A 22,123-nucleotide genomic window follows, 5' to 3' on the forward strand; every position below is an offset into this window, starting at 1 on the left:
ATGGGTTTTAATCATAATCCAAATTCGTGTGGCGATCCAAGGCCACGGCCAGCGGAGGAAATGCCGCTTCCGCCGAACGGATCGCTTTCAGCATCGCTTTCGCCTTGTTGACCGTCTCCTCATATTCCATTTCCGGAACGGAATCCCATACAATACCCGCTCCTGCCTGCACATAAGCTTTTCCGTTTTTGAAAATGATGGTGCGGATCGTGATGCATGTATTGAGGTTGCCGGAAAATCCGAGATATCCGATGGCGCCGCCGTATGCGCCTCTCGCTTCCAATTCCAGCTCCGCAATGATTTGCATCGCCCGCAGCTTCGGCGCGCCTGATAATGTGCCCGCCGGCAGGCAGGAAAGGAAAGCATCGAAAAAGTCCCGGTCTTCGCGGATTCGTCCCGAGACGTTCGAGACAATATGCATCACATGCGAGTATCGTTCGATCTCCATGTAGCTGTCGACTTTGACGGAACCGAACTCCGATACCCTTCCGAGATCGTTGCGGCCCAAATCGACGAGCATGACGTGTTCCGCACGCTCCTTCTCGTCGGCCAGCAGGTCCTTCTCGAGCGCCTCGTCCTCCTCCGGCGTCCGTCCGCGCGGACGGGTTCCGGCGAGCGGCCGCGTCTCGACTTTGCCGTTATCCACCTTCACGAGCAGCTCCGGCGACGTGCCGACGATCATTTCATCGTCGAGCTTCAGGCAGTACATGTACGGAGAAGGATTCATGGTGCGCAGCACGCGGTACACTTGCAATGGATCCACTTCAGTTTCGATGTGAAAACGCTGGGACAACACCACTTGGAAAATGTCGCCGGACCGGATATATTCTTTGGCTTGTTCCACATTGGCGATAAACTGTTCTTTCGTCAGATTCGAGTAAACATGGCCCAAATCCGGATCCGCCGGCGGAGCGCCTCTCGACATCACTTGCGGCAGCGGCCGCTGAAGTCTGCGGATCGTGTCGTCGATCGCCTTTAATGCTTCGCGATAGGAGGCTTCGATGTCCTCGTCGGTGGCACCGTCCTTCACATGCACATTGCCGATCACCAGCACCTGCTGCTTCAAATGATCAAACACGACGATCCGGTCGCAAAACATAAACTGCATGTCGTCCATATTCAAATCGTCTGTCCGGTGCCGCGGCAGCTTCTTCTCGTAATACTGCAGCAAATCGTATCCGAAAAACCCGATGGCGCCGCCGGTGAACGGGGGCAGCTCCGGCAGCGCCGGGCTGCGGTACGACCGCAGCTTCTCCCGGATGAGCTGCAGCGGGTTGTCCGCGGTCAGCGTTTCCGTGCGGCCGCCCTGCTCCAGCGTCACTTGGCCTTGTTTCAAACGGAGCACCAAAAAAGGATCGGTGCCGATGAACGAATAACGCGCCCATTTGACGCCGCCTTCGACGCTTTCGAGCAGGAACGCCCGCTTGTCGCGGATGAACTGCTGGAATACCCGGATCGGCGTTTCCGTATCCGCCAGCAATCTCCGTACAATCGGTATGACATTATAGCTTCCCGCCAGCGCGATCACATTTTGCAGCTCCTGCCGGTCCATCGGTTTGCCTCCTTTTCAATTGCCAAATTAAACAAAAAAAGCATCTCCGCAGAGATGCTTTAAGTTCGATAGAGATGTATGGTCCGCCTCCTGCGTCACCCAAAGGTGCGCAAATAAACCGGACTTCTGCCGTCTGCCCCATGACGATTCCCGGGACACGGCTGTCTCCGCTCGACTCCGCTCTACTCTGCTCATCTCGCTCGCGTAAGTGATCGACCCTCCGGTCGACCGTTCCGCGACGCGTAACTTGTTCCTACTATATCACCGACGCCGGAAGGCGTCAACGCCTTTATTTGCCCGACAAGTCGGGCCGCAGCGACTGAGCGTCGCCCATGTATACATGGCGGATTTCGGTTTGCGAAGCATCGGTATTGACCAGGACCATCAGCCGAATGCATTTTTCGAGGCTTCCCTTCACCGGAATTTCCAGCGAACACATAAGCGGAACGAGCTCCCAGCCCGGCATTTGGCGGATGGCTCTCGCCGGGAATGTGGCGTCCAAATCCTGAGTCACGGTCACCCAAACGCAAGCGATATCTTCCGGACTAAAGCGGTTTACGTCTACGATGCCATTCAATAAGGCGACCGTGGCGCCGAGTATCACATTCTCTTCGTTGGCGTCCACCGTAATGGCGCCGCGTATGCCTCTTGTGCTCATGCTTCTCCGGCTCCCTCCCGCAGTTGCTCCACAATTTCCCTTACCCAATCCGACGGCACGTCCTGGCGGATTTCCACGCTGCCGATGGAAGTGGGAACGATAAATACCATTTGGCCTTCTTTAAACTTTTTGTCGTGCATCATGGCCTTCATGACGGCATCCGGATTGATATCAGCCGGAATCCGCACAGGAAGGCCGAATTTGCGGAAAATCCGTTCCGTCTCCGCCGCGATGGCCGGATCGTAGCCGAAGCGGACCGCGAGGCGCGCGGCTCCCGCCATGCCGATGGCGATCGCTTCACCGTGAAGCAGCTCGCCGTAACCGGCCACCGCTTCCAAGGCATGACCGATCGTATGCCCCAAATTCAAAATCGCCCGAAGATCGTTCTCCCGTTCATCCTGCGAAACAACAATGGATTTTACTTTGCATCCTTCATATAGAGCATAGCCGAGCGCTTCCGGATCGAGGCCCAGCAGCCGCTCCGCGTGTTCGTCGAACCAGCGCACGAAATCCGCGTTCCAGATCAAGCCGTGCTTGATTACCTCGGACAAGCCGGCGCGCACTTCTCTGGGCGGCAAAGTCAGCAGCGTATCGAGATCGTAGAGGACGAACTCAGGCTGATGGAAAGCCCCGATAATGTTCTTCGCCAGCCGGTGGTTGACCGCCACCTTGCCGCCGACACTGCTGTCGTGCGCTAAAATGGTAGTCGGCATTTGCACGAAACGCACGCCTCGCATGTACGTGGCGGCGACAAAGCCCGCCAAATCCCCGACAACCCCGCCGCCAAGCGCGATCACCGTGGATTTGCGGTCCAGTCCGGCTTCCAGCGCAGCTTCGATCAAACCGTCAAATACCGAGAGCGATTTGGAAGCTTCTCCGACGGTTACGACGGCCCGCTGCACTTCATATCCGGAAGCACGAAGCGAAGTTTCGACGGTCTCCGCGTACAAATGGGCCACCGCGGCATCCGTAACCAACAGAACCGGCGACTTCTCCGGAAACCCCCGCTCCGCGAACAACTCCCCGGTTCTGCTGAGCAAACCGGAACCGATCCATATCGGATAAGCGCGTTCCCCCAGTTCGACCGTCAGTTCCCTGACCGCAGCCTCCATCAGTAATCCGCCAGCTGGCGCAAATAATTTTCGAGGTTGCCCTCGATTTCTTCTATCGAGTCGCCGCCGAATTTTTCCAAAAAGGCTTTGGCCACTTCCCAAGCGACCACATGCTCAAGAACGACGCTGGCCGCAGGCACCGCGCATGCGTCGGACCGTTCGACTTGTGCGGTAAAGGGCTCCTTCGTATCGATATCGACGCTGGCCAAAGGTTTATACAAGGTCGGGATCGGTTTCATGACCCCGCGGACAACAATCGGTTCCCCGGTCGTCATGCCGCCTTCAAATCCGCCGGCGTTATTCGAAGCGCGGTAGAAACCCCGGTCGCCGTCATAATGAATCGGATCGTGCACCTGGGAGCCCGGACGGTGTGCAGCTTCAAATCCGAGGCCAATCTCTACGCCTTTGAACGCGTTGATCGACATCACCGCCTGCGCGATGCGGCCGTCCAGCTTACGATCCCACTGCACGTGGCTGCCGAGACCGACAGGAACACCTTCTATGATACATTCGACGATTCCGCCGATCGAGTCGCCTTCCGTCTTCGTGCGGTCGATCAGCTCGATCATCCGTTGTTCGGCCGCCTTGTCCGCGACCCTCACCGGGGATTGTTCCGTTACGCGGACGAGCTCGTCAAGCGGCAAGTTCGGCGTTTCGGCCGTCACTTCGCCGATCGACACGACATGTCCGGCCACCTTGATGCCGAATTTCTCAAGAAGCTGCCTTGCAATCGCTCCGACTGCCACTCTCGCCGCGGTTTCACGGGCGCTCGAGCGCTCCAGCACGTTGCGCAAATCTTTCAGGTTGTATTTCAGTCCGCCGTTCAGATCGGCGTGCCCCGGCCGGGGACGGTTAACGCGGCGTTTGGCCTCGTCGTTCCCCTCGATCGGTTCCACATTCATGACAGAGGTCCAATGCTTCCAGTCATTATTTTCGACCACGACCGCCACGGGCGCGCCTGTCGTTCGTCCGTGACGCACTCCCCCGACGATCTGGGCGGTATCCTTTTCGATTTGCATGCGGCGCCCGCGTCCGTGTCCTTTTTGCCGGCGCTGCAATTGAAAATTCAAAGCTTCAAAATCCAGCTCGAGGTTGCTCGGCAGCCCTTCAATGATGGCCGTCAACTGCGGACCGTGCGTTTCTCCTGCGGTCAAATATCGTAAACTCACATTCCGTTCCTCCTACCCTGAAACCTCATCTGTCTTTCGCTCATTATATTACAGCGTTAAAGCGTTTGACAAGAAAAGAAGCCCGCCCTTATCGGACGGACTGCTTATGTGCCGCGGCTCTTTTGGTGTTTTTGCTTTCCCGCATCATGGCGATGAGCTTCACATTGTCGACGCCCAAAATCTGCGCGCATTCCTGCACGGAAATCAAACCTCGCCGGTAGGCGGTGATTACTTTTCGCTTGTCCATGGTTCCCTCCGCGTGGAATGGTTATCATTAGTATCGCGTGGGAACCCGCGTCTCATACCCCCGCGGAAACGCGTCGGTAAAAAAACGTGTCGGCCGGCTCGAGTCCGTACTGCCCCGGGGAGAAAATTTGTTCCGTGCTGCCGACAAACAACAGCCCGCCCGGTTTGAGCGCCCGAGAAAATTTGTGATACAGTGCCGACTTGGCTTCTTCCGTAAAATAAATCATAACGTTGCGGCAGACGATCAGGTCGTACTGGGAGCCGAAGGAATCGAGCAGCAAATTTTGCTTCTGGAACTTGACCGCTTTCTTCAGGCGTTCCACCACACGATAATGGTCTCGCGCTGCTTCGAAGTACCGCTTCAAATAATCGGCCGGAACTTCCCGAACCGAACGTACCGGGTACAATCCTTCCTTGGCTTTGGCAAGTACACCGTCGTCGATATCCGTCGCCAGTATAGATGAGCGTTCGAGCGCGCCGAACGAATCCAGAATCATCGCCAATGTATAAGGCTCTTCTCCCGTGGAACACGCGGCGCTCCACACGTTCAAGCGGGGCGACGAGCTCAGCATCGGTTTCAAAAAACGTTCCGACAGCACTTGCCAGCGGTTCGCGTTCCGCCAAAATTCCGAGACGTTAATCGTCATCCGGTCGAGAAATTCCTCACGCAGTTTGGCATCGCCCATCAACGCTTTGTAATAAAGCGCGAAAGTGCCGAACCCGTGCTTCATTCGCAAAGTTGTGAGCCGGCGGCGCATTTGCCCCTCTTTATACTGCGACAAGTCGATCGACAGGCTGCGGTGAATGTCCGCCACGAAACGGGCAAAATCCTCATCTTCCGTTAAGCCGCCGGCCGGAATCAGTTCCCCCATGAATCGGACTCCTCTAGTGATAGGATTTAAATCCAGCTATCGATCGACTTCTCGTAGGAAACCAGTTCCTCCGGCTTGAACCAAATGCCGATTTCGCGTTCGGCGCTTGCCGCGGAATCGGAGCCATGGATGAGGTTGAACCTCGTATGGATCGCGAAGTCGCTGCGAATGGTGCCGGGCGCCGCTTCCAGCGCGTTCGTCTTGCCGATCATCAGCCGGGCCAGTTCGACGGCGTGATCGCCTTCCCAAACCATGGCGAACACCGGGCCGGACGTAATAAAGGTCAACAGCGGATCGTAGAAATCTTTGCCCCGGTGCTCAGCGTAATGAAGCTCCGCCGTTTCGAGCGGAACGTTCAGCAGCTTCGCGCCGACCAGCTTCAAGCCTTTGCGCTCGAAGCGCCCGACGATTTCGCCGATCAGACCTCTCTGCACGCCATCCGGTTTCACCATCAAATAAGTTCGTTCCATAAACGCTCTCCTTTTCGGTTTTATCGGATCGTACAAGCGTTATATTCCTCATTTTACCACACCGTAAAGGCTTAATAACTGCGATGCGCCACGAACCGGGCGATTTCGGCCAAGTTGCGCTTGGCCGGCAAATCCGGCAGCGCCTCGAGCGCCTTCAACGCTTTGACGATGTACCGGTCCGCCAGCTCCTCCGACGCTTGAACTCCACGGCTCGAACGAACGAGGCGAACCGCAGGCGACGAATCCACAGGTCCTTCGCTAGCGCGGATAGCCGCGATTTCGTCCAATAGGGCGCCCCGAATCGACTCGTCCTGCAGCGCGAACAACACAGGCAGCGTGATATTGCCCTGCCGAAGATCGCTTCCGGGCGGTTTGCCGATCGCTTTCTCCGTTCCGCATATGTCCAGGAGGTCGTCGGTAATTTGAAAAGCCATACCGACATTGTAGCCGAAACGGTACAGCGCATCGCTAATCTTGGCGGGGGCGTTCGTCGCCAAAGCACCGAGCTGACAGCTGATCGCGATCAGCATCGCCGTTTTGCGTCTTATCCGACGCATGTAAGTGCGGATATTTTGATCCACATTGAAAAAGTCCCGGATCTGCTCCATTTCACCGATGCACATTTGTACGATGGCACTCGATAAAATCCGGTGAATTCTCGGATTGTTCAGCTGCGTGATCACCGTGAGGGCTTTCGCGTGTATGTAATCCCCGGTGTACATCGCGATGCGGTTGTCCCACTTGGACTTCACGGTCAACTGCCCGCGCCGGGTTTCGGCATCGTCGATCACATCGTCGTGTACCAGCGAGGCCATATGAATCAGCTCAAGCGGAACAGCGACTTTCTTGAGCGTCTCCAGAGAGTACTCGCCGAATTTGCCCGACAAAAGGACAAATACGGGGCGAATCCGCTTGCCTCCCGCCTTCAGCAGGTGCAGCGAAGTTTCGCTGAGGAGAGGCATTTCGGACATAACCGAACGGGCCATTTCGTCTTCGATCGCCTGCAAGTCGGATTTCAAGGCGGCGTACAGCTGCATCATTTTCATTTCCTCACCTGCGGCTCTGCAAAATTGCCGGCAACGGCCACCGGCCATTCGGTCAGGTTCACTTCATGATCGATGAGGCCGAGTTCGTGCGCGTATTGATAATACAGCTTGAGTCCCGCTTGCTGCTCCGGTCCGAATCCGTGGTACAGATTGCGGAAATACCCTTGCCAATATTCGCGGGTTCCTCCGATTTGACTTTGTGCCTTCGAAACGATCGGCTCCAGATCCCGGTAAGCCATGCGTTTGCTCACCGTCAAGCCCTCGAAAATGTCCCGGACCGCCTCCGGATTCCGACGCGCCGCTTCCCTTCTGACCGCCCACACGGCGAACGTCATCCAATGCCCGGTCCACAGGTTCCATACTTCGCCGAGATCCAGCACGCGGTAGCCGTGGTTTTGCCACGACGCCCGGATGGCATGATCGCCGATCAATAGGGCGGCATCCGCTCCCTGGAGCATTTTCTCCAGTGACGGTTCGGCGTCTTCGTAGATCGGTTTGCCGCCATAAAATTTTTCCATAATGATTTTGAGCAAATTAACGGAAGTGGCCGAAGTGGTCGTTAAGGCGATTTTGCCGTTCACGACTTTCTCGAGCGGAGATTTCAAGAACAGCAAAATCGACTGAACGCGGCCGAGCGCGCTCACCGATAAATCGGGAAGCAAATAGTAGGACTCCGAAGAATCTCCGTAGGCGAACGACGAAATCGCCGCCAGGTCGATCTCGCCTTCCCGCAGTTTCCGGTTCAGCACAGCCGGCATCTCCTGAACTTGCTCGGCCGGGTGCTTCAGTGCGGCAGGATCGAAATGGTGAACTACAGGCCACACATTCGTATAATCGATGCGTCCGATTCGGATCGGCCGCGACAGGCCGTCAGTCATTGTCTTCTCCCCATCTGTTGAACAAGTTGTTGGACACGCCCATGCTGTCCATGACTTTGCCGACCAGGAAGGCGACCAGGTCGTCCAGCGTCTGCGGACCGTGGTAAAAGGCCGGCATAGCCGGAATGATCCGTACGCCGAGCCGTGCCAGCTTGAGCATATTTTCCAAATGAATCGCGTGAAGCGGCGTCTCCCGCGGAACAAGCAGCAGCGGACGCCCTTCTTTCAGCATGACATCTGCCGCCCGAGTCAGCAAGTTCGTCGAGGAACCTGCCGCAATCGCGGACAATGTTCCCATCGAGCAAGGGATGACGGTCATTCCTTCACAGCGGAAAGATCCGCTGGCGATCCCCGCTCCGATATCGCCAAGCGGGTGATAAATCAGCCGGCCGGACACCGCCGCTTCGCCGAAGGCGGCTTGCAGCGCGTCGCTGCGCCGGGCCGCGTCCCATCCGAGCTCTTCTTTCAGCACCCGCCACCCTGCGTCGGACACCACGAGATGAAGCTCGTACCCGGCTTCCAGCAGCCGGTGGCAAAGCGTGACGCCATATACGGCGCCGCTGGCCCCCGTGATGCCGACTACCCAGCGTCTTGGCGCCGCTGTTGTACGTTCCTGAGCCGATGTCACCAAGTTCTCACCACCACCAGGTCGATGAACGTGAACGCGAACACGACTGCGCTGAGAATTCCGTTCATGGTGAAGAATGCGGCGTTCAGCTTGCTCAAGTCGTTCGGCTTCACCAGCCGGTGCTCATAAAGCATGAGCGCCCCTGCCACCACGATGCCGGCGCAGTACCACCAACTCAAATCGGTAAGCAAGAGCAGCAGTGAGAAGCCCACTGCGGTCAAAGCATGAAACATGCGGGCGATGCCGAGCCCACGGGAGATGCCGAAACGGGCAGGGATGGAAAACAACCCTTCTTTGCGGTCGAATTCCACGTCCTGGCAGGCGTAAATGACGTCAAAGCCTGCGGTCCACAAGGCGACCGTCAAATAAAGAATAATAGACGGCCACGTCACCTGACCGGTCACGGCAACCCAGCCGCCGAGCGGTGCCAGTCCGATCGTCAAGCCGAGCACCACATGGCAAAGCCAAGTAAATCTTTTCGTATAAGAATAAAAAACCGTCATAAATACGGCGATCGGCAGCAATTTCACCGACAGGCTGTTTAACTGGGACGCCGCCCAAAACAACAAAACGAACGAGATGACGATGAACAGGAGCACTTCGCCCGAACGAAGCAGCCCCGCTGGCAGCGCCCGGATCGCGGTGCGCGGGTTGCGCGTGTCGATCGCCTTATCGATCAGCCGGTTCAGCCCCATCGCCGCGCTGCGTGCGCCGACCATGGCGAGCAAAATCCAGCCGATCTCGCTCCATTCCGGCAGTCTGTGCTGTACGCTGACTGCACCTAATATTGCCCCTACGAACGCGAATGGAAGTGCAAAAATCGTATGTTCGAACTTAATCATTTCTAAAAAAACGCGGATTTTGCGTATCATGCCCCGTCATTCCCCTTCGTCCCGATATGCAGAGCGGCAATCCCTCCGGTGAGCGGGTACGCCCGCACGTTGCGGAGCCCGACCTGGCGGAACCGTTCGGCCAGGTCCTGCAAATCAGGGAAAGCCGCTAGCGATTCCGGAAGCCAGCGATACTGTTCGTACCTCTTCACCAGCCACTTGCCGAGCAGCGGAAGCAGTTTCTCGAAATAAAAATAATAAAGGCCCTTAAAGGGCTGCCAAGACGGCTTGGAAAGCTCGAGACAGACCACTTTGCCGCCCGGCTTCACGACACGTTTCATCTCCCGCAGCACCTGCATCAGATCGGGCACGTTCCGAAGCCCGAAGCCGATCGTCACGTAGTCGAACGAATTGTCGGCGAAGGGCAGTTCCATCGCGTTGCCCTGAACCAGCTTGATTTGTCCGCCGAGTCCGAGTTTATCCACTTTGGCTTGTCCGATGTTCAGCATATTCCGGCTGAAATCGAGACCGACGGCTTCTCCGCCGCTCGCCTTGGCAAGTGCGATCGTCCAATCGCAGGTGCCGCAGCACAAATCGAGCGATTTCTGCCCGGGCTGCACCTCCATCTTGCGCATCGTGAACCGGCGCCAGGCCTTGTGCCTGCGGAAGCTGAGAACGTCGTTCATGAAATCGTATTTCGGCGCGATGCTTTCAAACACGGCGTGTACATGCTGTTGTTTCGATTCGGCGTCCATTGCCATTGCGCTCACCCCAACTCCTTCAATGCCGCGGCCGGTCTTGTGCCGCCAGCCGCGAGAAACGGCTCGATCAACGGCTGCAGCTCGCGCGTCAACTTGTCCGATTGCAGCCGCCCGAGAAGTCCTTGCAGCTGTGCGGCGGATTGGTGAAGGAGCGCGGCGAGCTTGTCTTTGACCTCGTATTTGTCCAGCAGATGCCGGATCATGCCGATGTCTTCGCGGCGATCCGTCAATTGCCGGCGCTCTTCCTCCGTACCTTCTTGCCAGATGTGCCAAAAAACCCAGTTTCCGCCGGGTGGACAAGGATTGTCCGCTTTTCTGAGTTCTTGGAGCAGCACCTCGCAGCGGCTGAACCGCTCGATCAGCTCCGGCCACACCCGTTCATAGAGTCCGTGCATGAAACCTGTAAAAGACAGGAATAAACCGGACTTCAAATCCGTTCCATACTTCACATACTGCTCCGGGTCCAGTTCGCGTCTTATTGTTTTTAAATAGAGCGTCATTTTGATTCGGTTCAATTCGGATACTGCTTCGCTCAAACGGCGAATCGCGTCAATATGGCCCGCTTGAGATAACAGATGATAGAAACGCCCGCTGAAATAATCTCCGGCGAGCACTTTGAGCTGCTGGGACCGCATCGCCGGCATGCCGCCGCCTGATTCGGCGGAGCGGTTATCCACCATATCGTGCGTGTCGAGTCCGACCTGAATAAGCGAAGTCACGAGCGACAGCAGTTCTTTGTCGGACGCGGCGGCCGGCTGCTGCCCCAGCACCGCATACAGCAGACGGATGCGGCCATCGGGGAAATCCGGGAGTTCGGTATGAAGCGCGATCATATCATGGTTCATATATTTATGGGCCAATTGCTCAACCCGGTATCGTGTCATGCTGCAGCCTCCGAGCCTGATGCCGAACACCTGAACGGCGTTATGATTTTACTTATTATAACATAACCCCGGTAACACCGCATAAGACGCCCCTCATGTTCATCAATTTGATATATTTCGGAGCCATCGCTCGCCTGCTGGCGTGACCGCCAGGCGCAATTTGCCGCCAAAGGCTTCGTCGTCCACGAAATTCGGAGGCTGTAAGGAACTCAGCTCATCCCGGGTCCATTCATCCCGTCGGCCGTTCCCGTAAAACAGCAGCAGGCGTTGATCGCCGTTCTCCCTGTACACCCGGAAGAGGAGCTGCCGGACGTTGCCGGCTTCGAGGAACGTGAACCGGATGAGCGACGTCAAATCCCGCAGCGCTCCTTGACCGTTTCCCTTATCGGAGCGCAGCGTCAGATCGACGGTCAAAATGGAATGATCCCACTCGACCCTCGTCAATCTTTCCTGCAGCCGCAGTCCGGCCATCGCGTCGGCCAAATTGTCGTCCGAGAGCATGTGTCTCGGGACCGACATCGCCGTTTTCGCCCGAAGCTCCTGAGCGGCGTGTTCCCACAGCGGCAAACGTCCCAGCACGAGAATCGCGATCATGCCGGCCACAATCAAATAAGCGGTCGATTTCCAATAAGGCATGGCGGTGTCCTCCTCCGTCACGGACGGGTTCCTACACCATTGTACAAATGAAAAAGGCAGGCTATGCCTGCACGGTGCGGGATCGAGGTTAGTTGTCGGTTTCGACGGTCCCATACTTGGTCATGATGGTCGCCTTGCCGCGAATTTTGATGGCCGACGTATGCTCGGTGAATTGCGCAATGATCACTTCGCCCCGATCGAGTTTTTCCATATGGTGAAATTTCGTGTCTTGCCCGCGGGTCAGTCCGATGACTTGAACGCCGCCTTCTTTGGCCTTGATGACCACGTAGTCCGACTGGTTCGCTTCCATTCGCCGCCGGCCTCCTTTTTTTATATACACTATGAGGGATAATCCGGATCACTGTCAAACAAAAAAACTGCTCCTCCCCGGGCAGGCCGTGAAGGAGCAGTATTTGCGTAAGTAATGGTCGGAACGGAGAGATTTGAACTCTCGACCTCACCCACCCCAAGGGTGCGCGCTACCGAGCTGCGCTACGTCCCGACGAAAAGTACGAGATTGAGTATAGCACATGCCCAAATAGCTGCGCAACCTTATTTCAGGCTGTCGCTTGGCGTTCGACATAACCTTATTATTTAATGCCCTCTTTCAACGCTTTTCCCGGTTTGAACGCGGGAATTTTCCCGGCCGGGATCTCGATTTCGTCACCGGTTTGCGGGTTGCGTCCTTTACGGGCGGAACGCTCGCGAACCTCAAAGTTTCCGAAGCCGACGAGTTGTACTTTGTCTCCGTTTTGGAGCGCCTCTGAAATAACGTCGAATACCGCGTCAACCGCTTGCGTAGCATCCTTTTTGGACAAGTCCGTCATTTCCGCGACTTTCGCAATCAGATCGGTTTTGTTCATGCCTTCACCTCCCACAACGGAATCTGGCTTGTTATCTGTTTATCCGTTTCATCAGAAATTATACACGGGAAAAATCCGAAGTTTCAAGCGTGGCGCGAGATTCACGTCTTTTTTCCTCCAAATATAAAAACACCCTTTCGTGAAAAAGGGTGTTTTCCGGTTTAGAGGATGATGGCAATCAAGCCGCCAGAGCCTTCGTTGATGATGCGGCCGAGCGTTTCCTGCAGCTTGTAGCGGGCGTTGTCGGGCATCATGGCGATTTTGCCTTGAATGCCTTCTCTGACGATCGAATGCAGCGACCGGCCGAAAATATCGGACTCCCAAATTTTGATCGGATCCTTCTCGAAATCCTGCATCAAATAGCGGACCAGCTCTTCGCTTTGCTTCTCGGTTCCGATAATCGGGGCGAACTCCGACTCCACGTCGACCCGGATCATATGAATGGACGGCGCTGTCGCTTTCAGGCGGACGCCGAACCGGGAGCCTTGCCGGATCAGCTCGGGCTCGTCGAGCACCATCTCCGCCAGCGTCGGAGCGGCGATGCCGTAACCCGTCGTCTTCACCATCTCCAGCGCTTCCGCGAATCGGTCGTACTCGCGTTTGGCATGCGCGAACTCCTGCATTAACTGCAGCAGGTGATCCTTGCCCCGGATTTCGGTACCGACAACCTCCATCAGGATTCTGTCGTACAATTCGTCCGGTGCGTACAAATCGATTTCCGCAACGCCCTGCCCCATGTTCATGCCGCTGAGGCCGGCGCGCGCCACAAAATCGTATTCCATGAACTGGGCGACCACGCGGTCGACATCCCGGAGACGGCGAATGTCTTTGACCGTTTCGCGGACGGAATTTTCATAGCTGGAACGGAGCCAGTGCGATTCGTTCAGCACCATGACCCAGCTGGGAAGGTTGACGTTCACTTCATGAACCGGGAATTCGTACAGCACTTCCCGCAGCACGCCCATGACTTCATCTTCGCCCATGTTCGCGGCGGACAACGTCATGACCGGAATATCGTATTTGACGGAAAGCTCGCTGCGGAGCGTCTGCGCTTCTTCGCTCCTCGGCCGCGCCGAGTTGATCACGAGCACGAACGGTTTGCCGACTTCTTTTAACTCGTTGATCACCCGCTCTTCGGCGTCCACGTAGGCGTGACGCGGAATTTCCGCGATCGAGCCGTCCGTGGTCACCACAACGCCGAGCGTGGAATGCTCCTGAATGACTTTGCGCGTTCCGATTTCAGCCGCTTCCTGGAACGGAATCGGCTCCTCGAACCAAGGCGTCGAAATCATGCGCGGCCCGCTTTCGTCCTCGAAGCCTTTGGCCCCTTCCACCGTATATCCGACGCAATCGACAAGCCGGACGTTCACTTCCAGCCCGTCAGCCACTTTAATTTGCACCGCGTTATTCGGAACAAACTTCGGCTCCGTCGTCATGATCGTGCGGCCGGCCGCACTTTGCGGCAGCTCGTCGATCGCGCGCACGCGGTCTGCCTCGTGCGTGATGTTCGGAAGCACGACGGTTTCCATAAACCGTTTGATAAAGGTCGATTTGCCCGTCCGTACGGCGCCGACGACCCCGAGGTAGATATCGCCGCCTGTGCGCTCGGCGATATCTTTGAAAATGTCCACTTTTTCCACTGAGATTTCCCCTCCCATCGTAATCGCGAACCCTTCGTGACCCGCCAGCGCGACGGAACTCGTACACGAACTTGGACTGGTAACATTGTATGTTCGCCGGACCGAAATATGCCGCCCGCGACCAAATGTTTGCCATGCCGGCGTACGCCCGCCGGCGCTCGGTTGTATCCTCAACAAGCATATGAACGGAACGGAATCCGTATGTCTTCGGTTTCTATTCTTCCATGACAAATAGGACATCCGGCGTGTAGGCCGAATGTCCTCTGTTCTGTTCCATTTATTAAGGTGCGACCGGCCGGGGTTCTTCCCCCTGCCACCGGTAAACGGGAGCTTTAACCGGCACATAGTAGGAAGCCTCCGCCAGCCGGTGACGGAGATCTTCGTCCGGCTTCGGTGCGGCCCCCGTCTTTTGCACGGCGGCTGCGATGTCCGCGGCATAGTCCGCAAATACTTCGCCATCACCGCTCAACATGAGCTCCAGCGGACGGTGCGAATACATGCTGGATAGATCCGGTCTGGAAGCCCCCAGCTTGTCATAATCAAGATCAAGATAACCGGGGAAAGCTTCCTCTGCCGCCGGATTGCTTCCGCCGTGGGCGCTTCGGTAATCGTCGACCTTGCTCTGCATGGCCGTGATCCCTTGATACACTTTCAAATCGAGCAGCTTCACCTGCGGGTCGGTCTCTTCATCGATGATCAAAAAAATATAGCCGCCGCCGTTCTCGAATGCCGCAGGCGGGATGGCCGACAGGTAGCCCATTCGTTTGAGCTTCCCGAAATCGATGCGGTATTTCTCATATACCGGCACGGAAGCTTCCGCATTCTGGATCGGAAGCAGACCGGTCGATTCCTTATACCGGTTGACCGCATCTTGAACGGTCAGTACCGCTTCGCGCGCGGATGCGTCTTGACCCGGCGTCTGGTCTTTCGGATACAGACAGCCCGAAATGAGCAGCAAAATCATCGTACATAAAGCCAATAATAAGGTGCGTTTTCGATTCATTCTTGTGCTTCCCCCGTATGTCTTCACCACAATTCATCCTTCTCCCGCTGCTGCTCGGCCAGTTTTTGGCGAATGACCGATTTCAGCGGGTCTTCCGGCACCGTTACCGTAACGTCCGCCTTTACCCGCGCCTGGCACGAAAGTCGGATCCCTTGGCCGAGCAGTCCGCCGAGCATGCGCTTCTCCGCAGGAGTCGGTTCCTGAAGCGCCGCAGCTTGATCCGGGTCCACGTTCACTTTGCACATGAGGCACGACGCCATTCCGTCGCACCGGGTACGAACGGCCACGCGGGCTCGCTTGGAGGCGTCGAGCAGCGTCGTTCCGGGCCTGACTTCTATCGACCGTTCCTCCGGCAGGAAGGTGACTCTGCGGTTCCCGCTCATTCCGCTCCCGCCTTCATGCTGCGTCCGGCGCCGGCAGTCAGCCGCCGGAGCCGTTCCGCCGTTTCCGCCGATAGGTCATTGCGCTCGAGCAAGATGTTCAACACCGGCAAATGGCGGTCCGGCTGCTCCCGGATCAAGGAAGCGGCCAATTCGGTCCGGTCACCGCGTTCCCGCAGCACGTTAAACAGCAGCTCGTGTGCAAGCGGCACCACTTTCACCTTCTGCCCATTCACGTGAAAATCCTCGCCATACGGGTCCAGCATCTCACGTACTTCCGTCCGATATAGACTTCCGCCGGCTCGAACCTCAAATCCTCCGACGAGCTCTACGACCGTGCCTTCAACCGAATAATGAGACAGTCTGGAACGATATTGCCCGGTTTGGCTCGGCGTGGGCGTGTCCAATGCATATTCGGTCAAACGCCGGTGAATCGCATCCATATCTGTTTCATCCGCATAAATGTCCAAATCCCGGGGCGGTCGGTCCAAACGCGCGCCTCTTACCGCCAATCCGGTACTCCCGCCGACCACCCAGACGCCGCCGCAATTTTGCAGCCGTTCCGCGAGCACGGCGATAGCCGCCGCAGGATATCCTTGATGCATGAGGGATTTCCCCCTCCCTTTCACCCCAAAAAGTGACGTGAAGCTTCGGAGCGTAATCCGATTACTTTTTGGGGACCCCGTAATATATTCACTCTAAAAATAGGTCCGGTTGACGGCTTTAATCGTTCCGGTTCGCGCTACTTTCGCCTGGCATCCCAGCCTGAACCCGGCATCCAGCTCGTCCGGACCGAGCCGGTCCCACTCGGCGTCCGTCGGCTCCTCGAGCAGATCCGAGCCTTCCGCAATATAGCACCGGCATCTGGCGCAAGTGCCTCTCGAGCAGTTAAAGCCCCAATCCACATCCGCACGCAGCGCATGCTCCAGCAGGCTGATGCCGGTTCGGCTTTCCGTTTCCTTCGTTCGGGTTCTTCCCGTTAAGATCAGCAACTCTGTTGTAAACCTCCTAAGCCATCGCCGCGACGCCGTACACCAGCCCTGCCAGCAGCATGACGAATGCGGCCAGAGACAGGACGAACCGAATCCAGCCTTTCGTTTTCAGCCGGGCGAAGGTGATCAAGGCCGCCGCCAGCGCCATAAGGCCGATGCCGATGAACGACACCCACATTTTGGTCATCGGATCCAACTTCGTTCCCCCATCCTATCCGTCCTCAAAACGCTACAAATTATACCACTGGTCCGGAAGGTTGACAAAAAAAAGACCCCCTTCGGTTCGGGGATCCGCTCGGCCGTCACTTCGGCAGCATCATTTTCATAAGTCCTTCGAGATTGTTGATGTTCATGCCGCTTTTTCTCACGGCAGCCACGATTTCCTTCACCGTCTCTTCCGACACCGGTACGTTGGCCATTTTAGACACCTGTTTGATCAGCTGGCGAAGCTCATCCTCGTTTTTCAACGTGTCGGCGGTGACGCCGCTCGCGATTTTTTTAATCGAATTCTCGGTAATGTTTTTTCCGGTTCTTTTGTTTACCATGCCGAGTAAATTCTTGGACAAGTTTTTATCCATGTTTCCCCTCCTCAAGTCCACGGTGCAATGTATCCTATGAGGAGGGAGAGCATAAGGTGCGTACAGCCTTGGGCGGCTGTCGTTCAATTGCGCGGAAACTTGTTCATTTTAACCATTTATCACGGGATGCGGCCGCAATTTCCTCAATCTCGTGCCGGCGGACGCGGCCCATCAGATCGCCGACCGCCTGTTCGGGCGATTTGCCTTCGAACAGGACGGAAAACAGCTGTTCGGTGATCGGCATTTCGACGCCGTAATGAGCCGCAAGCTCGTGTACGGCTTTGGTCGAACGAACGCCTTCCACCACCATGCCCATACGTTCAAGCACTTCCGCGAGCGGAAGCCCTTTGGCGAGCATGGAGCCGGCGCGCCAATTGCGGCTGTGGGGGCTTGTGCAAGTCACGATCAAATCTCCGACACCCGCCAGTCCGGCGAAGGTCAGCGGATTGGCGCCCATTGCGGAGCCGAGTCTCGCGATTTCCGCCAAACCTCTCGTGATGAGCGCCGCCTTGGCGTTATCGCCGAAGCCGAGACCGTCCGAAAGCCCGGCGCCGAGCGCGATGATGTTTTTGACAGCTCCAGCCGTCTCCACGCCAATCAGATCCGGATTCGTATAAACGCGAAAATACGCTTCATTCATGAAGAAATCCTGCGCGGCTTCGGCGCAGGCAGAATCCTTGGAAGCCACCACGACCGTCGTCGGCTGGCGGTTGATCACTTCCTCCGCATGGCTCGGACCCGACAAAACGACGACGCAGCGCTCGTCTTTGTCCAGTTCTTCGGCCAGCACGGTGGACATCCGCTTTCGCGAGCCGGTCTCGAAGCCTTTGGTAGCATGAATGACCAACGTGTCACTGCTCAGGTGAGGGGCCGCCATACGGGCGACATCCCGCATGGCCGAAGAAGGAGCGACGAACAGGGCCAGGTCGGCGCCTTCCAGCGCTTGCGCGATGTCCGCGGTAGCCTTCATGCCGGACGGCAGCTCGGCTCCGGGAAGATATTTCTCATTCCGGCGTTTCGTATTGATTTCTTCGGCTTGCTGGGGATTGCGCGTCCAAAGGTTCACTTGATGTCCGTTATCGGCCAGTACGCGCGCCAAGGCCGTGCCCCAGCTGCCCGCGACGAGCACGGCCGTCCGTTTATGCTCCATGAGGCTCACCCTTTTTGCTGCCGCCCAGCTTGTTTTCCGTCCCCTTATAAAGCTTTACGATGTTTTTCCGATGGCGGTATACCGCGAGCAGCGTAATCGCGACCGCTCCCCATATGTATACAGGATCCAAGCCGAACACGGCGAAGCTCACCGGCAGAAGAATCGCAAATACAATGGATCCCAAAGAAACATAACGTGTGAAGACAATGGTAAGAATGGCGACGATTCCGGCCGCAAGAGACGGCAGAAATGCCCACATCGCCACCGCGCCGATCGTGGTGGCGATTCCTTTGCCGCCTTTAAACCGGAAGAAGACGGGCCAATTATGGCCGATGATGGCAGCCAATCCGGAAGCGACGGGTACCCATTCGGCATCCCCGAGCAGCCTGCCGAGCAGGATGGCGGCGATGCCTTTGGCCACATCAAGCGCAAAAACCGCGATGGCCGGACCTTTGCCAAGTACGCGCAGCGTATTGGTGGCGCCCGCGTTACCGCTCCCATGTTGGCGGATATCGATCTTGCGCAGCCAGCGGGCAAGCAGGATGCTGAACGATATGGAGCCTAGTAAATAACTGATAACAACCGCTAAGAGGGAGGTGAACAATCCGGTCTCTCCTATTCCTGATCCGATTTGCGCCGGGTGAACAGACGCAGCGGCGTGCCCTCGAACTCGAAGGCGGCGCGGATTTTATTTTCCAGATACCGCTCATAGGAAAAATGCATCAATTCCGGCTCGTTAACGAAAATGAGAATCGTCGGCGGCTTGACGGCCACCTGAGTGACGTAATTGACGCGAAGCCTGCGGCCCTTGTCGGTCGGAGGCGGCGTGACGGCCACGGCGTCGGCCACGACTTCGTTGAGCAGGTGAGTCGGCACGCGCATCGCATGCTGTTCGGCTGCCCGGTTCACCACCGGCAGCAATTTGCCCAACCGCTGCTTGGTCAAAGCCGACAAAAACACGATCGGCGCATACGACATAAACAGAAAATGATCGCGGATCGTATTCGTGAACTGCTGCATCGTCTTGTCGTCCTTCTCCACGACATCCCACTTGTTGACGACGAAGACGGCCGCTTTCCCGTTCTCGTGAGCGTAACCGGCAATGTGTTTGTCCTGGTCGATGATGCCTTCTTCCCCGTTGATGACGACCAGCACGACATCCGCGCGTTCGATCGCTTTCATCGCCCTCATGACGCTGTATTTCTCCGTCGTTTCGTACACCTTGCCGCGCTTGCGCATGCCTGCGGTATCGATCAGCACATAACGCTGACCGTCATGTTCGAACGGCGTGTCGATCGCGTCGCGGGTCGTGCCGGCCACGTTGCTCACGATGACGCGTTCTTCGCCCAAGATGGCGTTCACCAGAGACGATTTGCCCACATTGGGGCGTCCGATCAGGGCCACTTTGATGACGTCCTCGTCGTACTCTTCCTCTTGGGCGTCAGGCAGCTTCGCCACGGCGGCGTCCAGCAAATCTCCGATGCCGGTGCCGTGAGCGCCGGACAAGGCGACGGGATCGCCGAAGCCCAGCCCGTAAAATTCATATATGTCGTCCATCCGCTGAAGATTGTCGACCTTGTTGACCGCCAATACGACCGGTTTTTGAGACCGGTACAGCAGCTGGGCGACCTCTTCATCCGCACGGGTAATGCCGGCTTTGGCGTCGACCATGAAAATGATCGTGTCCGCTTCTTCAATGGCCAATTCGGCTTGCACCCGGATGAGACGAATGAGTTCGTCTTCTCCCTCGATCTCGATCCCTCCGGTATCGATAACGCTGAAGGAAATCCCGTTCCATTCTCCCGTGCCGTAGATCCGGTCGCGGGTGACGCCGGGTTTATCCTCCACGATGGCCAGCCGGTCGCCGATGATCCGGTTGAAAATCGTGGACTTGCCAACATTCGGACGCCCGACGATGGCGATTACGGGTCTTGCCATATTTTCACTCCTTTTGCTGTCTCCACAAACATTCGCAAATCCCATCATAACAAATATCGGGCGTATTGGCTAACTAATGATCGCCGGTATTCCTGTCCACCAGAAGAAACAAAGAGTGGTTCAATTCGTGAGCGCCGCAATCCAGCAGCTTCTCCAGCATGAACGCGGTCTTCTCCAATTCGGCGCGGTTCCCGGCTATGAAAATGGGAGCTCCTCCCGCTACATCCTCTTTCCGCGTCGTGATCAGCGCGACGATTCTAGCCATGATCCGCCCGCCCTTCTCCTTGTCGATTCGCTTCGACCGGCATCCGGACAGCCGCCTCCAGCAAAGGGACAGACTCCACGGCCGCAATCGCCATCCGCGGATCATACTCCCTCGGGAGCGTGACTAACGCCAGTTGTCCCGTGTCGAGGGCCAGCTTGCCGAGCGGAATCAGCAGCGGTTCCCCCGTATCCCGGTACACGCCGAGCCGCGTCGACACATCGTACAAAATGGCCTGACGCTGCCCTAAATTCGCAATCGTAACCCGCGCATTTCCGTTTTTGGGGGTGATCACAATACCGATCCCCCGCTTTTCGATAATTTCCCGGTTTTCTTTCAATCCCACATTCATGAGGTATACGTCTCCGACATACATATTGTGGCCGTCGAACCGGATGGGGGCCGTCTGTACGTCGGCGATATGCCGAATGGTTTTGCCTCGCATGAACCGGAAAACGACAAGCAGCGAAAGGAAGCCGGCTGCCAAGCCTGTCCACCACGGAAAAATGATCGACGTCATGGAAGTGATCAACGCCGCGAATATCGCCAAATAGTTCCGTCCTTCGAAGGCGACTGCAATTCCTTCGATATAGGCCGCCCCCCGCGGCACGAGTTCCATCTTGTCGATGGCGTTCAAAGTCGTTCTTTCCATGTTCCGAACTTCCCGGAACTGTTGGGCGGCAAGCGAAAGAAACGTAATGGCGGTGTAATTTTTGTGATATAAGGAGGGCACCGCAACCGAACCGAGTGCCGCGGCAATTAAGCCAAGCGCGATGTGTACGATCCGGCCGTGCGGGTAGGCGGGATACTGTCTGTAGTCGCTTCGCATCAAGATCAGTCTTGCTCCGAGTCCGAACAAGGTTCCGAGCAGCACACCGGTCAAATCCCGGTGTGTGTGCATCCAATGCCAGATCAAGTTTGCTGCCCTCCCCTTCTCCAGGGGCTTCGCACGACCCTGAAGGCCGCAGAAGCCAAATAAGAAGCGAGCCGCGCGGTCAGCACAGAAGTCCACCAGCTTTCCATCCACCGTTCCGTCCCGATCACGAAAGGCCCCGACTCCCGCAGCCACAAGTTGGATAGCCCCTCGCACAAGCACAAAGCGGCCGAGGCCGCCACGATTTGTCCGGACGCTCCCCGGCACAAGGCGGCCGACATCATCCCGACGACCAGCGCCGCGCCTCTTCCGGCGAGCCAGTCAGGAGCCGTCAAATAGAAGTGCGGGGAAAACGAGAGCATGACCGCAAAGGAGCCGGCCAAAATGCCGGCAGACAAAGCCGTCCATGCAGCCGGCGGAGTCATCGTCAGCGCGAGGACGATCATCGCGACGGCCGTCCACATAAAGGCCCCGTTGACCTGTACGGAAGCGGCGTGCCCCAGTCCGGTTTTCATCCATGCCGTCAGCGGCCAGCCGGCCAAAAATACCGCAACCGCACGTTCCGGAATACCGTCTGCGGTTTCCTCCCTCCAGCCGCTCCACCATAAAATCGCCGCGGCGGTCCACAAGAAAAATGCAGCATATCCGGGCGGCATCCGCCGGCACCTCCTCGAAGTGACTGTCCGCTTCAGTAGTATGCG

29 protein-coding genes and 1 tRNA gene are annotated in these 22,123 nt (G+C 56.9%); all 30 read right to left on the minus strand.

The window, feature by feature from the left end; genetic code table 11:
• Positions 1-7: 7 nt before the first annotated feature.
• Positions 8-1,552 carry an anthranilate synthase component I gene (gene trpE / locus E5161_RS02860; RefSeq protein ID WP_136776150.1) on the minus strand — a complete coding sequence of 515 codons (1,545 nt, stop codon included), beginning with the start codon at positions 1,550-1,552 and terminating at the stop codon, positions 8-10.
• A gap of 289 nt (positions 1,553-1,841) precedes the next feature.
• Positions 1,842-2,210, minus strand: a complete 369-nt coding sequence (gene aroH, locus E5161_RS02865) for a chorismate mutase (protein ID WP_136776151.1) — start codon at positions 2,208-2,210, stop codon at positions 1,842-1,844.
• Positions 2,207-3,322: a 3-dehydroquinate synthase gene (gene aroB / locus E5161_RS02870; protein ID WP_136776152.1), complete on the minus strand. Its 1,116-nt coding sequence runs from the start codon at positions 3,320-3,322 to the stop codon at positions 2,207-2,209. Before aroB ends, aroH begins: the two co-directional genes overlap by 4 nt.
• Positions 3,322-4,491: a chorismate synthase gene (gene aroC, locus E5161_RS02875; protein WP_136776153.1), complete on the minus strand. Its 1,170-nt coding sequence runs from the start codon at positions 4,489-4,491 to the stop codon at positions 3,322-3,324. Before aroC ends, aroB begins: the two co-directional genes overlap by 1 nt.
• Before the next feature lie 88 nt (positions 4,492-4,579).
• Complete coding sequence (locus E5161_RS20655; protein WP_169306560.1) at positions 4,580-4,738, minus strand: hypothetical protein; 159 nt, start codon at positions 4,736-4,738, stop codon at positions 4,580-4,582.
• A 52-nt stretch (positions 4,739-4,790) separates the two neighbouring features.
• Entirely contained in the window at positions 4,791-5,609 is an 819-nt protein-coding gene (locus E5161_RS02880) for a CheR family methyltransferase (RefSeq protein ID WP_136776154.1), read from the minus strand.
• A gap of 26 nt (positions 5,610-5,635) precedes the next feature.
• Entirely contained in the window at positions 5,636-6,079 is a 444-nt protein-coding gene (gene ndk, locus E5161_RS02885; RefSeq protein WP_136776155.1) for a nucleoside-diphosphate kinase, read from the minus strand.
• A 71-nt stretch (positions 6,080-6,150) separates the two neighbouring features.
• On the minus strand, positions 6,151-7,125 hold the full coding sequence (locus E5161_RS02890; protein WP_136776156.1) for a polyprenyl synthetase family protein: 975 nt from the start codon (positions 7,123-7,125) through the stop codon (positions 6,151-6,153).
• Positions 7,122-8,003, minus strand: coding sequence for a menaquinone biosynthetic enzyme MqnA/MqnD family protein (locus tag E5161_RS02895; RefSeq protein ID WP_136776157.1), 882 nt, complete (start codon positions 8,001-8,003; stop codon positions 7,122-7,124). Before E5161_RS02895 ends, E5161_RS02890 begins: the two co-directional genes overlap by 4 nt.
• Complete coding sequence (locus E5161_RS02900) at positions 7,996-8,634, minus strand: UbiX family flavin prenyltransferase (protein WP_246042073.1); 639 nt, start codon at positions 8,632-8,634, stop codon at positions 7,996-7,998. Before E5161_RS02900 ends, E5161_RS02895 begins: the two co-directional genes overlap by 8 nt.
• Positions 8,628-9,503 (minus strand): UbiA-like polyprenyltransferase, encoded by an 876-nt coding sequence (locus E5161_RS02905; RefSeq protein WP_136776158.1) that lies wholly within the window; start codon positions 9,501-9,503, stop codon positions 8,628-8,630. Before E5161_RS02905 ends, E5161_RS02900 begins: the two co-directional genes overlap by 7 nt.
• Positions 9,500-10,222 (minus strand): demethylmenaquinone methyltransferase, encoded by a 723-nt coding sequence (locus E5161_RS02910; RefSeq protein ID WP_246042093.1) that lies wholly within the window; start codon positions 10,220-10,222, stop codon positions 9,500-9,502. Before E5161_RS02910 ends, E5161_RS02905 begins: the two co-directional genes overlap by 4 nt.
• Positions 10,223-10,227: 5 nt before the next feature.
• Positions 10,228-11,106, minus strand: a complete 879-nt coding sequence (locus E5161_RS02915; RefSeq protein ID WP_136776159.1) for a heptaprenyl diphosphate synthase component 1 — start codon at positions 11,104-11,106, stop codon at positions 10,228-10,230.
• A 102-nt stretch (positions 11,107-11,208) separates the two neighbouring features.
• Positions 11,209-11,742, minus strand: a complete 534-nt coding sequence (locus E5161_RS02920; RefSeq protein WP_136776160.1) for a hypothetical protein — start codon at positions 11,740-11,742, stop codon at positions 11,209-11,211.
• A gap of 88 nt (positions 11,743-11,830) precedes the next feature.
• Positions 11,831-12,052, minus strand: a complete 222-nt coding sequence (gene mtrB, locus E5161_RS02925; protein WP_136776161.1) for a trp RNA-binding attenuation protein MtrB — start codon at positions 12,050-12,052, stop codon at positions 11,831-11,833.
• Between the two features lie 115 nt (positions 12,053-12,167).
• A tRNA-Pro gene (locus E5161_RS02930) sits at positions 12,168-12,244 on the minus strand.
• A gap of 88 nt (positions 12,245-12,332) precedes the next feature.
• Positions 12,333-12,605: an HU family DNA-binding protein gene (locus tag E5161_RS02935; RefSeq protein ID WP_136776162.1), complete on the minus strand. Its 273-nt coding sequence runs from the start codon at positions 12,603-12,605 to the stop codon at positions 12,333-12,335.
• A gap of 161 nt (positions 12,606-12,766) precedes the next feature.
• Positions 12,767-14,245, minus strand: a complete 1,479-nt coding sequence (gene spoIVA / locus E5161_RS02940) for a stage IV sporulation protein A (RefSeq protein ID WP_136776163.1) — start codon at positions 14,243-14,245, stop codon at positions 12,767-12,769.
• Between the two features lie 280 nt (positions 14,246-14,525).
• Positions 14,526-15,248: a hypothetical protein gene (locus E5161_RS02945; protein ID WP_136776164.1), complete on the minus strand. Its 723-nt coding sequence runs from the start codon at positions 15,246-15,248 to the stop codon at positions 14,526-14,528.
• Between the two features lie 23 nt (positions 15,249-15,271).
• Positions 15,272-15,631: a 2Fe-2S iron-sulfur cluster-binding protein gene (locus E5161_RS02950; RefSeq protein WP_136776165.1), complete on the minus strand. Its 360-nt coding sequence runs from the start codon at positions 15,629-15,631 to the stop codon at positions 15,272-15,274.
• The gene (locus tag E5161_RS02955; RefSeq protein WP_136776166.1) at positions 15,628-16,233 is read right to left on the minus strand and encodes a nucleotidyltransferase domain-containing protein; all 606 of its coding nucleotides are present in this window, start codon (positions 16,231-16,233) and stop codon (positions 15,628-15,630) included. Before E5161_RS02955 ends, E5161_RS02950 begins: the two co-directional genes overlap by 4 nt.
• Positions 16,234-16,326: 93 nt before the next feature.
• The gene (locus E5161_RS02960; RefSeq protein WP_211246672.1) at positions 16,327-16,620 is read right to left on the minus strand and encodes a 2Fe-2S iron-sulfur cluster-binding protein; all 294 of its coding nucleotides are present in this window, start codon (positions 16,618-16,620) and stop codon (positions 16,327-16,329) included.
• A 16-nt stretch (positions 16,621-16,636) separates the two neighbouring features.
• Positions 16,637-16,816, minus strand: coding sequence for a DUF2768 family protein (locus tag E5161_RS02965; protein ID WP_136776167.1), 180 nt, complete (start codon positions 16,814-16,816; stop codon positions 16,637-16,639).
• A gap of 106 nt (positions 16,817-16,922) precedes the next feature.
• Complete coding sequence (locus E5161_RS02970) at positions 16,923-17,198, minus strand: stage VI sporulation protein F (protein WP_136776168.1); 276 nt, start codon at positions 17,196-17,198, stop codon at positions 16,923-16,925.
• Between the two features lie 103 nt (positions 17,199-17,301).
• Complete coding sequence (locus E5161_RS02975) at positions 17,302-18,348, minus strand: NAD(P)H-dependent glycerol-3-phosphate dehydrogenase (protein WP_136776169.1); 1,047 nt, start codon at positions 18,346-18,348, stop codon at positions 17,302-17,304.
• Positions 18,338-18,952: a glycerol-3-phosphate 1-O-acyltransferase PlsY gene (gene plsY, locus E5161_RS02980; protein WP_136776170.1), complete on the minus strand. Its 615-nt coding sequence runs from the start codon at positions 18,950-18,952 to the stop codon at positions 18,338-18,340. Before plsY ends, E5161_RS02975 begins: the two co-directional genes overlap by 11 nt.
• Before the next feature lie 11 nt (positions 18,953-18,963).
• Positions 18,964-20,286 carry a ribosome biogenesis GTPase Der gene (der, locus tag E5161_RS02985; RefSeq protein WP_136776171.1) on the minus strand — a complete coding sequence of 441 codons (1,323 nt, stop codon included), beginning with the start codon at positions 20,284-20,286 and terminating at the stop codon, positions 18,964-18,966.
• 73 nt (positions 20,287-20,359) lie between these two features.
• The gene (locus E5161_RS02990) at positions 20,360-20,551 is read right to left on the minus strand and encodes a capping complex subunit for YIEGIA (protein ID WP_211246673.1); all 192 of its coding nucleotides are present in this window, start codon (positions 20,549-20,551) and stop codon (positions 20,360-20,362) included.
• Entirely contained in the window at positions 20,544-21,461 is a 918-nt protein-coding gene (locus E5161_RS02995) for a YIEGIA family protein (protein ID WP_425456442.1), read from the minus strand. Before E5161_RS02995 ends, E5161_RS02990 begins: the two co-directional genes overlap by 8 nt.
• Entirely contained in the window at positions 21,461-22,078 is a 618-nt protein-coding gene (locus E5161_RS03000) for a hypothetical protein (protein WP_136776172.1), read from the minus strand. Before E5161_RS03000 ends, E5161_RS02995 begins: the two co-directional genes overlap by 1 nt.
• Between the last annotated feature and the right edge of the window lie 45 nt (positions 22,079-22,123).

It is taken from the genome of Cohnella pontilimi (assembly GCF_005049045.1).
Taxonomy (GTDB): domain Bacteria; phylum Bacillota; class Bacilli; order Paenibacillales; family Paenibacillaceae; genus Cohnella; species Cohnella pontilimi.